This is a genomic window from Corynebacterium sp. HMSC034B08 (assembly GCF_001835805.1).
GTDB classification, from domain to species: Bacteria; Actinomycetota; Actinomycetes; order Mycobacteriales; family Mycobacteriaceae; genus Corynebacterium; species Corynebacterium coyleae.
In genome coordinates this window covers 113,490-124,763 of the sequence record NZ_KV825906.1, presented here as the reverse complement: position 1 = coordinate 124,763, position 11,274 = coordinate 113,490, and the positions used below count along the sequence as shown (strand labels likewise).

General features: G+C 64.7%; 11 protein-coding genes and 1 pseudogene. 2 read left to right on the top strand and 10 right to left on the bottom strand.

Translation table 11 applies throughout. From position 1 onward, the window contains the following. Positions 1 to 163: 163 nt before the first annotated feature. Genes HMPREF2656_RS02310 through HMPREF2656_RS02270 form a run of 9 tightly spaced genes read right to left on the bottom strand, consistent with a single transcriptional unit; the run spans position 164 to position 7,741 of the window. On the bottom strand, positions 164 to 586 hold the full coding sequence (locus tag HMPREF2656_RS02310) for a hypothetical protein (protein WP_070815747.1): 423 nt from the start codon (positions 584 to 586) through the stop codon (positions 164 to 166). Further along, positions 570 to 1,136 carry a nucleosidase gene (locus HMPREF2656_RS02305; protein WP_070815746.1) on the bottom strand — a complete coding sequence of 189 codons (567 nt, stop codon included), beginning with the start codon at positions 1,134 to 1,136 and terminating at the stop codon, positions 570 to 572. The genes HMPREF2656_RS02310 and HMPREF2656_RS02305 overlap by 17 nt, the downstream gene beginning before the upstream one ends. Positions 1,137 to 1,142: 6 nt before the next feature. Beyond that, the gene (locus HMPREF2656_RS02300) at positions 1,143 to 2,075 is read right to left on the bottom strand and encodes a sulfite exporter TauE/SafE family protein (protein ID WP_070815745.1); all 933 of its coding nucleotides are present in this window, start codon (positions 2,073 to 2,075) and stop codon (positions 1,143 to 1,145) included. 1 nt (position 2,076) lies between these two features. After that, on the bottom strand, positions 2,077 to 2,709 hold the full coding sequence (locus HMPREF2656_RS02295; protein WP_070815744.1) for a sirohydrochlorin chelatase: 633 nt from the start codon (positions 2,707 to 2,709) through the stop codon (positions 2,077 to 2,079). A gap of 5 nt (positions 2,710 to 2,714) precedes the next feature. Continuing rightward, complete coding sequence (locus HMPREF2656_RS02290) at positions 2,715 to 4,049, bottom strand: sulfate adenylyltransferase subunit 1 (protein WP_070815743.1); 1,335 nt, start codon at positions 4,047 to 4,049, stop codon at positions 2,715 to 2,717. Continuing rightward, complete coding sequence (gene cysD / locus HMPREF2656_RS02285) at positions 4,049 to 4,963, bottom strand: sulfate adenylyltransferase subunit CysD (RefSeq protein ID WP_070815742.1); 915 nt, start codon at positions 4,961 to 4,963, stop codon at positions 4,049 to 4,051. Before cysD ends, HMPREF2656_RS02290 begins: the two co-directional genes overlap by 1 nt. Before the next feature lie 38 nt (positions 4,964 to 5,001). Continuing rightward, positions 5,002 to 5,778 (bottom strand): phosphoadenylyl-sulfate reductase, encoded by a 777-nt coding sequence (locus tag HMPREF2656_RS02280; protein WP_070815741.1) that lies wholly within the window; start codon positions 5,776 to 5,778, stop codon positions 5,002 to 5,004. Beyond that, on the bottom strand, positions 5,775 to 6,032 hold the full coding sequence (locus tag HMPREF2656_RS02275; RefSeq protein ID WP_070423289.1) for a hypothetical protein: 258 nt from the start codon (positions 6,030 to 6,032) through the stop codon (positions 5,775 to 5,777). Before HMPREF2656_RS02275 ends, HMPREF2656_RS02280 begins: the two co-directional genes overlap by 4 nt. Beyond that, positions 6,029 to 7,741, bottom strand: coding sequence for a nitrite/sulfite reductase (locus tag HMPREF2656_RS02270; protein WP_070815760.1), 1,713 nt, complete (start codon positions 7,739 to 7,741; stop codon positions 6,029 to 6,031). Before HMPREF2656_RS02270 ends, HMPREF2656_RS02275 begins: the two co-directional genes overlap by 4 nt. A 228-nt stretch (positions 7,742 to 7,969) precedes the next feature. Between HMPREF2656_RS02270 and HMPREF2656_RS02265 the strand changes: the two genes are divergently transcribed. Continuing rightward, on the top strand, positions 7,970 to 9,340 hold the full coding sequence (locus HMPREF2656_RS02265) for an FAD-dependent oxidoreductase (RefSeq protein WP_070815740.1): 1,371 nt from the start codon (positions 7,970 to 7,972) through the stop codon (positions 9,338 to 9,340). Positions 9,341 to 9,579: 239 nt separating this feature from the next. Here HMPREF2656_RS02265 and HMPREF2656_RS02260 read toward each other — a convergent pair whose 3' ends face one another. Continuing rightward, positions 9,580 to 10,674: a Fic family protein gene (locus HMPREF2656_RS02260; protein WP_246825082.1), complete on the bottom strand. Its 1,095-nt coding sequence runs from the start codon at positions 10,672 to 10,674 to the stop codon at positions 9,580 to 9,582. Between the two features lie 242 nt (positions 10,675 to 10,916). Between HMPREF2656_RS02260 and HMPREF2656_RS12970 the strand changes: the two are divergent. Then, positions 10,917 to 11,274, top strand: a pseudogene (locus tag HMPREF2656_RS12970) (ABC transporter ATP-binding protein); the annotation flags it as partial.

The following is an 11,274-nucleotide window of genomic DNA, read 5'->3' as shown; positions in this document are numbered from 1 at the left end:
GGACTCCATGTCCAAAATGTTCATGGACATAACATGATGCTGCTAGACGATTCGCCCCTAAATGAAAACCAGTTGCAACTTCACCTGGGGAAATTCAGCGCGGAATGCTTGATCGTCTAGTCCGGCAGAAGGTCTAGCTAGACGATCCGCCTGCCACGACCGATCATTCAACGCCGAGGGCCACTTTGACTAGGTGGGCAGCGAAGGCGGGCAAGGCAACACCCTCGGACCGGGCGTGCGATTCGAGCTCCTGCGCATCTTCCGGCAGTCCCACCTTCGCGGCCCCCTGCAGTGCCTTCTTGTCGAAGACCGGCGCCAACTCCGGCCACACCCCCTGCGCCTCGCGGGCGAACATGGTTGCGCAGGCGTAGCCGGCGGCGCCGAAGATGCGGATCAATTGCGAGCGCGGCGCTTCAACCAGTGCAGATGGTGAGGTCAGGCCGGCGTCGAACAGTCCGCGTGCGGCGTCGACGGCGGCGGTGGCGCGTATGGGCTTCGCTTGCAGCATGCACAGGACGAGGAGCTGGAAGAGGGACGTGGGGTCGTCGTCAAGCGAAATGCCCGCGTCTTCAGCGAAGGTGCTCACGCAGGGCTTCTTCGAGTTCGACGCGGGCGCGCTCAAGGGCTGCTTCCCAGATGGCGGAGGCGCCTTCGTCGGCGGAGTCCGAAACCTGCTTGAGCAAGGTCAGCGGAACGTTGAAGGTGGAGCAGACGGCGGCAAGCGCGTAGCCCTCCATGTCGACGAGTTGGCATTCTTTGGCGAGCTCGTCGCGAAGATCGGAGCGGTTCACAAACGCATCGCCGGTGGCCAGCTTCGCTTTCGGCAGGTCGGTGAGGGGCTCGAAGGAGAACCAGCGCGGGTAGACGAAGTCGGTGATGTCGGAGGTGCCGCCAACCTTGAAGTCGTGCTTGACGGCGTCGGAAATCTCGTAGACGCCGGGGGCGAGGTCCACAAGCGCGCCTGCCGTGCCAACGTTGATCACGCGCGACGGCAGTGGGCCTTCGGAGAGGCGGCGGGTCAGGGCGATCGCGGCGGGCAGGGTGCCGATGCCGGTGATGAGTACTTCGTGGTCGCCCCCGGACATGATGTCGGCGGCTTCTTCTTTCATGGCTGCAACGATGAGCAAATCAGACATAGTTGCTTATCGTATGTGGGCAGGCTGCGGCTCCACCACTGTTGCGCCTTCGCGCTCGGATGCGGCGCGGGAGTTGGCGCGGGCGCGTTGGATGCCTCGCCAGGAGAGGGCGGCTCCGATTGCAACGATAAGCAAGCGGACGACCCAGAGTCCGCTGGTCATGCCGGCATACGACAAGACGACGGGCAGGTTCAGCAACACGACCAGGGTGCCGACGACGCCGCCGAGCGCGATGGGGTTCATACGGCTGACCATCCACGCTCCGATGGGTGCTGCGATCACGCCGCCGATGAGCAGGGCCAACACACCTGCGAGATTTGCGACGAGGTCACGCCACATCCCGACCGCAAACCCGAGCGTTGCGGCGAGGGTGACCAGGAATTCGGCGGTGTTGACGGTGCCGACGATGCGTCGCGGCTCGGCACGGCCTGCGGTAAGCAGCGTGGAGGTGGTGACGGGCCCCCAGCCTCCGCCGCCGGTGGCGTCGATGAATCCGCCGAAGAGCCCGAGACCTGCGAGGAAACCGCGAGAGTGAGGCTTCGTGGCGAGTTTGCGTTGGGTGAGCCCGCGGGCGAAGCGCAGCATGAGGTTCAGGCCGATCAGTGCGAGGATCAGCGACATCACCGGGCGTGCCGCTTCGGTGGAGAGTCGCACGAGCACGGTTGCGCCGAGAAACGCCCCGATGGCGCCGGGGATGCCGATCGCGCAGGCGGTGCGCCAGTCCACGTTGCCGAAGCGCGTGTGGGCTACGCCGGAGGCGAGTGTGGTGCCCAGCTCCGCGGTGTGGACGACGGCGGAGGCAGCGGCCGGGGTGATACCGGCGAGCGCGATGAGCATGGTGGAAGAGGTGGCGCCGAAGCCCATGCCGAGGCCGCCGTCGACAAGTTGCGCGGCAAGACCTGTGACTGCGATGAGCAGCAGTGTTTCGAGTTTGTACATGTCAGGCGCCTTTCTCGGCGGCGCGGTATCGGTTGGCGACGATCCGCGCGAGATCTGTAGTTAGCGGCCCGGATGCCGGCAGGTGGTCGGGGATCCGGTCGAGCAGGGTTCCGTGGGTGACAAACAGTGGGAGCACATGTGTATTGCCGAAGCGGCGCTGGCCTCGCGTCGCCGACACCACCGCCGTTTCCACCCCGGCACGCTTGGCCACTTCGGCGGCGAGGCGGTCGTAGTTGGCGGCTTGTTCAGGGTTGGAGGTGCCGACTGGGTAGAGGGTTGCGTGGGTGGCGGTGGGGTCGTCGATACGCAAGCGACGCGCAAGGACATCCGCGATGTCGCCCCCGGTGCCGAGCGGCTCGGCGAGCACGAGGTCGCAGTGCTGGCGGGCTTCGGCGAGGTGGCGCGGCACGTCGATTTTGGCGTGGAATGCGCGGGTGAACAGCAGCGGAACCACAATCGCGCGCGACGAGGATAAGGAGGCGGCCGCCTCGGCGAGGGTGGGTGTGTCGAACTCCAGGTGGGCGTCGGCCCACTCCACGCCGAGTTGCGCGGCCGCGGCTTGGGTGAGCGCGCGGATGCCTTCCTTGGCGCGGGGGTGCCGCGAGCCGTGGGAAAGGGTGATCAGCGCAGTCATGGGTGTTACCGCAGGCGCTTTCCGACGAACCCAGCCGCCAACGTGTTCCCACTTGCCTGGTCGACGAGCAAGAAGTTGCCCACCGCACCGCGGGCTGCGTACTGCTCGACGGGCAGTTCGTCGGCGGTGTGGATGGTCACGTGCGCGATGTCGTTGAGCGCAACCGCTTCGGGTGCGGTGTTGTCGCCTTCGGCGCCGTCGATGTCTAAGACACGCTCGACGTTGGCCACGCGGGCGCGGACGAACGCGGTGCCGATGCGGAGCTTCACGGCCTGGCCTGCGCGCAGGTCCTTCTCGTTGAGGCCGACGACGGTGGCATCGAACTCGCGCACATCCTCGGGGCGTGAGCCGGAGGCCAGCAGGTCGCCGCGGGTGAGGTCGATGTCGTCGGTGAGCCGCAGCGCCACGGAGTCGCCGGCATGGGCGGTGTCCACGGGCCCGTCGGCGGTGTCGATGCCGGCAACGGTGGTGGTGCGGCCGTAGGGGGCGAAGATCTCATCGCCAACCGTGATCGATCCGGCGTTGACGCGGCCCGCGTAGGCACGGTAGTCGGAGGCGTGTTCACGCAGCACGACCTGGATGTTGAAACGGAAGTCCAGGTCATCGGCGCGGCCGCGCTGCACGGGGATGCTCTCCAGCAGTTCGAGCACGGTCGGGCCGGTGTACCAGGGCGTCGCGTCGCTGCGCTCCGCGACGTTATCGCCGCGCAGCGCGGAAATCGGCACGACGTGCGGCTCCTCGATGCCGAGTTCGCCGGCCTTGGCGTCGAATTCGGCCTTGATCTCGTCGAAACGCTGCTGCGAATAATCAACGAGGTCGATCTTGTTCACCGCCAGGATCACGGTGCGCACGCCGAGCAGTTTGGCCACGGTGAGGTGGCGGATGGTTTGTTCAACGACGCCGTTGCGGGCGTCGACAAGCAGTACCACCACTTGGGACGTGGACATGCCAGTCACGGTGTTGCGCGTGTACTGCACGTGACCTGGGGTGTCGGCGAGGATGAACGTGCGCTTGTCGGTGGCGAAGTAGCGGTAGGCCACGTCGATGGTGATGCCCTGCTCGCGCTCGGCGCGCAGGCCGTCGACCAGCAGTGACAGGTCCAGGCCCTCAAAGCCGCGGTCGGCGGAGGTGCGTTCCACGGAGGCGAGTTGGTCGGCAAGCACCGACTTGGTGTCATGCAGCAGGCGACCGACGAAGGTGGACTTGCCGTCGTCAACGGAGCCGGCGGTGCACAGGCGCAGCGTCTCGCGGGCGGACAGCGCGGCGGTGGCAGTTTCGGCAGCGCCGGTTTCAGGGGCGGTTTCGGAGGTAGCAGCGGGTGCGATGGTTGGGGCGGTCATCAGAAGTAGCCTTCCTTCTTGCGGTCTTCCATGGCGGATTCGCTCAGGCGGTCGTCGGCACGAGTTGCGCCGCGTTCGGTCAGAGTGGAGTTGGCGATCTCGACGAGGACCTCGTCGATCGTTTCGGCGTCGGAGTCAACGGCGCCGGTGCAGGACATGTCGCCGACGGTGCGGTAGCGCACCCGGCGCGTTTCCAGCTGTTCGCCGTCGCGGGGGCCTCCCCATTCGCCGGGGGTGAGCCACATACCGTCGCGGCTGAACACTTCGCGGTCGTGGGCGTAGTAGATGGATGGCAGTTCGATGCCTCGCGCGCCGATGTACTCCCACACGTCGGCTTCGGTCCAGTTGGAAATTGGGAAGACGCGGACGTTTTCGCCGGGCAGGGTCGCGCCGTTGTAAAGGTCCCACAGTTCGGGGCGTTGGCGGCGCGGGTCCCAGCCGCCGAAGGAGTCGCGGACGGAGAAGACGCGTTCTTTGGCGCGGGCACGCTCTTCGTCGCGACGCGCCCCGCCCAGCACGGCGTTGTATCCGACCTCGGCGATGGTTTCCACCAGCGGCACGGTCTGCAGCGGATTACGGGTGCCGTCGGGGCGTTCCTGCAGATCACCGCGGTCGATCCAATCCTGCACGTGGGCGACTCGCAGGCGGAGCCCATGCTTATCGACGATCGCATCCCGGAACTCAATCACCTCCGGGAAGTTATGCCCCGTATCCACGTGCAGCAGCTCAATCGGCGGCTTGGCCGGGTAGAACGCGCGGCGCGCGAGTTCCAGCACCACGCAGGAATCCTTCCCGCCGGAAAACAGCAGGCCAATCTTGTCGAACTGCCCCGCCACCTCACGGATGATGTGGATCGACTCGTTTTCTAAATCCTTCAAGTGCGGCGACAGTTGCGTTGCCGTTGCTTGCGTCATTGTGTTGCTCCTTGTTGTCCGGTTGTTGCGCTATTCGGCTATTCGTGCAGGCCGCACTCTGTCTTGGTGGCAAACGCCCAGCGCCCGGCGCGTGGGTCCTCCCCTTCCGCCACGGGCAGGGTGCAGGTGGCGCAGCCGATGGAGGGGTAGCCCTTCCGGGTCAGTGGGTGGATGATCAGGTCGTTGTCGCGCTCGAAGGCGGCGGTGTCCTCCAAGGACCAGGTGACCAGCGGGGAGATCTTCAACCGGCCGGTCGCATCGAGGCTGAGCGCGGGCGCGTCGGCACGGGTGAGGCCGTCGGCGCGGCGCAGCCCAGTGATCCAGCCGGCGTACGGGCTCATATGCACCGCCAGCGGCTCGACCTTGCGCATGCGGCAGCACGCACCCGGGGCGCGCAGGTACAGGTTCGGCCCGTACGTCTCGTCCTGCTGCGCGCGGGTCAGTTGCGCCTTCGCCCGCACCAAGCGGTGCGAGGGGTAGCGCGCCTCCACCTGGTCGGCCACCTCCAGGGTTTCCGGGAAGTGGTACTCGGTGTCCAGGAACAGAAAGTCCGCGCCGGGTAGGTGGCGCTCGGCCAGTTCGGCGAGCACTGTGTTCTCCATGGACAGGGTCACCACGAGCGGGCCCGGCGCGTACTCGTTCGCCCACTGGAGAATCTCGGAGGCGGGGGCGTTGTGGAGTTTGGCGGCCCAGTCGTCGACAAGCAATGCGTTTTGCTGCGCCAATCTATTGGGCAGCGGCGATGTCGTTGTCGGGCCGTCGGGGCTGATATCGGGATCGCGGAAGTTGCTGGGCTGGTTGAGCAGGTTAATCATTGGTTGCCTTTCAATGCGCCGGTGTGGCCGTGGCGTGCGAGCGAGGCCTGCAGCGCTTCTTCCGTGGATGGCGCCTTCGACGGCGCGCCTTGCGGGTCGTCCTGGCCGTGGAACTTCACCTCGAAGACGCGGAGGCATTCGCAGCACTTCCACGCGAATTCGGTCTGTTCGTTCGGCCACAGATCCTCGCCGCCGCAGTACGGGCAGAAAGTGGGAAAGTTGCGGTTCGGGTTTGGTTCGCGGCGAAAGCTCATCGCAGGTCCTCCTCATCGGCGCGCGCGACCCAGTCACGGAATGTCTCAGCGCCTTCACGCTTATCGACGAAGCGCTGCACCACCCGGGCCACATACTCCGTCAACTCACTGGACAACACCTTGTGACCACGCAGCTTCCGGCCAAAGTTCGCGCCCTCGCCGATCGTGCCGCCAAGGTGTACCTGGAAGCCTTCGACCTTTTCGCCGTGGCCGTTATCCACCATCTGGCCCTTCAAACCGATGTCGGAGACTTGGTGGCGGGCGCAGGCGTTCGGGCAACCGTTGAGCGAAATGGTGATCGGCGAGTCGAGGTCCCCGAAGCGCTCCTCCAACTCATCGGCCAGCTCAATGGCGCGGGACTTGGTGGTCACGTGCGCCAACTTGCAGTACTCCAGGCCGGTGCACGACAGCAGGCCGCGGCGGAACTCGCTCGGCTTGGAGTACAGGCCCATCTCCTCCAGATCCGCCTGAAGGTTTTCCACGGCACCCGGCTCGACCCCAAGCAGCAACACCTCTTTGAACGGGGTGAAACGCAGATCCGTCACGCCGTACTTCTCCGCCAGGTCAGCCAGGGCGATGAGTTGCTCGCCCGACATGTGGCCAAGCGTCGGCTTCACACCGATGTACAGGTTGCCGTCCTTCTGCTCATGCACGCCGATGTGGTCGCGGTCCACCAGGTTGTTCGGGGCGTGCGGGCCGTCCGGGAGTTTGTAGCCCAGGTAGTCCTCTTCGAGGATCTCGCGGAACTTCTCCACACCCCACTCGGCCACGAGGAACTTCAGACGGGCACGGTTGCGCAGGCGACGGTAGCCGTAGTCGCGGAAGATGCGCACAACGTTCGCCCACACGTCCGGAACTTGCTCGAGGGTGACAAAGGCGCCGAGGGATTGTGCCAGCATCGGGTTCGTCGACAAGCCGCCGCCCACATAGCACTCAAAACCGGGGCCGAGTTCGGGGTGCTCGACGCCGATGAAGGCAAGGTCGTTGATCTCGTGGACCACGTCCTGGCGCGCATTGCCGGAGATGGCGGACTTGAACTTACGCGGCAGGTTCTGGAACTCCTCTGCGGTAACGATCTCCTGGATCTGCCGAATCGCGGGCGTGGCGTCGATGATCTCATCCTTGGCAATGCCGGCCACCGGCGAGCCTAGGATCACGCGCGGCACATCCCCGCAGGCATCCCAGGTGTTCAGGCCGTTCGCCTCCAGCTTCTCCCAGATCGCCGGGACGTCCTCGATGCGCACCCAGTGGAACTGGATGTTCTGCCGATCCGTCAGGTCCACCGTGGAGCGGGCGTAATCGCGGGACAACTCCCCGACGGCGCGGGCTTGCGCGGTGGAGCAGATGCCTCCGTCGAAACGGATGCGCATCATGAAGTACTTGTCCTCAAGCACCTTGTTGTCCTCGCCGGTGAACTCGCCACCCAGGTTCTGTTTGCGCTGGGTGTACAGGCCAAGCCACTTGAAGCGCGGGTACAGGTCCTCGCGATCGATCGAGTCGAAGCCGCCCTTGGAATAGGTATCGATCACACGCTGCTTCACGTCGAGGACCGGGGACGCCTGCTTGATTTCTTCATCGTGGTTGAGCGGCGCGGTGCCGTCGATAAGCCATTGCCCCTGCGGCTTCTTTGCGCGCGGTTTCGCGGTTTTCGTTGGTGCGGTCACGGGCCCTCCAAAAAGTAGACCGGTCGGTTCGGCGATGCTGTTCATTTCGGTGTTGATGGGCAAGCATGCCGTACCGGCCTGTCTAGCACAACCAAAACGCCGAAACTGCCGGTTAAGCGCGTGAATGTAATGCATTGAATGTTTGTTTACGAGCCCGCTTTAAGCACCTCTAAGGACACGAATGTAAATCGCCAAAACTTTAAGACCGCTCTGTCTATGCGCTATAGTAACGGCCAACGAGAAAATCCCCCTTTTGCGAAAGGACCATCACCCATGAGCTTGCGCATCGCCGTTGTTGGCGCCGGCCCCGCCGGCATTTACGCCTCTGACCTGCTCATCCGCAACGAAGAGCACGACATCCACGTCGACCTTTTCGAGCAGATGCCCGCCCCGTTCGGCCTCATCCGCTACGGTGTTGCGCCCGACCACCCGCGCATCAAGGGCATTGTGAAATCCCTGCACAACGTGCTGGACAAAGACAACCTGCGCCTCATCGCCAACGTGACCGTCGGCCGCGACATCACCATCGATGAGCTGCGCGACTACTACGACGCCGTCGTCCTCTCCACCGGCGCTGTACGCGACCGTGAACTGCTCATCCCGGGCGGCGATAAGTCCATCGGCGCTGGCGAGTTCGTCGGTTTCTACGACGGCAACCCGCGCTTCGAGCGCGATTGGAACCTCGAGGCCAAGGAAGTCGCCGTTATCGGCGTGGGCAACGTGGCCCTGGATATCTCCCGCGTGCTGGCCAAGACCGCCGACGAGCTCGCCGTCACCGAGATCCCGGACAACGTCTACGAGTCCCTGAAGAAGAACCAGGCCGAGACCGTCCACATGTTCGGCCGCCGCGGCCCCGCCCAGGCGAAGTTCACCCCGAAGGAACTGCGCGAACTCGACGAGTCCGACACCATCCAGGTGCTCGTCGACCCGGAGGACATCGACTACGACCAGCTCTCCGAAGAGGTCCGTCGCGCCGACAAATCCATCGACCTCAACTGCCAAGTGCTTGAGCAGTACGCCATGCGCGAGCCGGACGACTCCCCGCACAAGATCTACATCCACTTCTTCGAGGAACCGGTCGAGGTGCTTACCGACGACGCCGGCAACATCACCGGCCTGCGCACCGAGCGCCAGGAACTCGACGGCAAGGGTGGCATCCGTGGCACCGGCAAGTTCACCGACTGGCCGGTCCAGCAGGTCTACCACGCCGTTGGCTACCGCTCCGAGCCGGTCGAGGGCGTCCCGTTCGACCTTGAGCGCCATGTCATCCCGAACGACGGCGGCCGCGTCCTGGTCACCGCCGAAGAGGGTGCCGCACCGGAGGAGAAGCTCTACGTCACCGGCTGGATCAAGCGCGGCCCGGTCGGCCTGATCGGCAACACCAAGTCGGACGCGAAGGAAACCACCGACATGCTCATCGCCGACGCCGACGCCGGCAAGCTCGCCACCCCGGCCCACACCGGCAAGGACGAGATCCTCGACCTGCTTCGCGAGCGCGGCATCGACTACGCCACCTGGGCCGGCTGGTACAAGCTCGACGAGGCCGAGCGCGCCCTCGGCGCCGCCGACGCGACCTTCCCGCGTGAGCGCAAGAAGATCGTCGAGTGGGAAGACATGCTGGGCCACTCCCGCGCCGGCGAGTAACGCCGGCGCCCCGGCGCTCCGGCGCCCCCGTGGCGTGCGCCAGAAGCGCGCCTCGTCATGTACACCGAATCGACACGTCCACGCGACGTGTCGATTTTTTGTCGCAAAATCGACATGACGCACCCCGCGCACCGTAGCGGCCCCCACAGCCCAAAAGGCGATATCGTCTTTTGCACCGACCGGCGAGACGCGACCTGGGGCTTTGCAGAGGCCCACCCCGCAAAAGGCGATATCGGGGGTTAGCGTCGGGTCAGCACCTCGAGCGCTGCCGTGTTCAGAAACACCTTCGACCGCCCCGCCTTCTGTTCTTCGAGGATGCCGGCCTCGACCAGCTGCGACAGCCACATCGATGCTGTCTGCCGCTTCGCCAGTCCCGCATCGATCACGTCCGTGATGCGGACATACGGCTGAACGAACAGCAGCTCCGCCAGTTCGGCTGCTGGCGAGATGCCGGCTTCGCGGACACGGGCGGTGGTGGTGTCCTGGAGGGTGCGGAGGTCGTCGATAAGCAAGCTTGTGCTCCGGGCCGACTCAGTCACCGCGTTGACCATGAACAGGATCCACTGCTCCCACCCACCGTCCGCGGTGACCGCGCGCAGCAGCCGGTAATACTCCGCTTTCCTATCGACGATCGTCCCTGACAGATACAGCACCGGCAGTGACAACACCTTCTCTTGCAGCAACAACAAGATGTTGAGGATGCGGCCGGTGCGGCCGTTGCCGTCGTAAAACGGGTGGATAGCTTCGAACTGGTAATGCGTCACCGCCATCAACACCAGCGGATCCAACCCGTGGTCCGAGTAGATGTAGCGTTCCCACGCCGAACGGTGGCGTTGCAGCACGTCGAGGCCTTCGGGTGGGGTGTACGCGCGCGTGCCCGTGACCGGGTCGCCGATGTAGGTACCCGGTGTTGAGCGGAGCGTGGCCTGCCCACCCTGCAGGGTCGAGCACACCTCAACCGCAACCTTCTCCGACACCGGCCTATCCGCGATCAGGTCCACGCCGCGCCGCAGAGCATCGCGGTAGCGCAGCGCTTCCTTGGTTGCCGGCGTAGGCTCCAGATCGATGCTCCACTGAGCCCGGAACAGCTCATCGTTCGTGGTCACAATGTTTTCGATCTCCGTCGATGCCTGCGCCTCACGCAACGGGATAGTGGAGGTGATGATCTCCGGGTTCGGGATCAACCGGCATGCGGTGTTGAGGGCGGCCAGTTCGCTGCGAGCGTCGATAACAGCCTTGAGCACCTTTGCGGTCTCAAGCGTGTGCTGTGGTGGCAGCGGCGGAAGATCGTTGTACGGCTTCGCAGGGTCGAACGCCGCTGTGTTTCCAGTCATGTCGAAAGAATAAACACGTCCGCGCGACGTGTCGATTTTTTGTTGCAAAATCGACATGACGCACCCCGCGGACCGCTGCTACAACCACAGCCCAAAAGGCGATATCGTCTTTTGCACCAATCACCGAGCCGCGACCTGGGGTTTTGCAGTGGCCCACCCTGCAAAAGGCGATATCGTCTTTTAGGCAGCAGCACGCCAGAAACGTCTACACTTGCCCGGTTACCTACAGAAAGGGCACCCACGTGGATCTCATCCGCTTAACCACGCGATTTGGAAAACGCTACGCGCCGACGATTGCGCTGGTGATCGTGCTCCAGCTGGTCACGACCCTGGCCACGCTGTACTTGCCGGATTTGAACGCGGACATCATCAACAACGGTGTCGCGCAGGCTGACGTGCCGTATATCTGGCGGGTCGGCCGCACGATGCTGGTGGTGGCGCTGGTGCAGGTCGTGGCGGCTATCGGGGCGACGTGGTTCACATCCAAGGCCGCGATGAAAACGGGCCGCGATGTCCGCGCGGCGGTGTACGAGCGCGTGACGGGCTTTGACCACGAGGACATGTCACACTTCGGCACCGCCACCTTGGTCACGCGCGGGA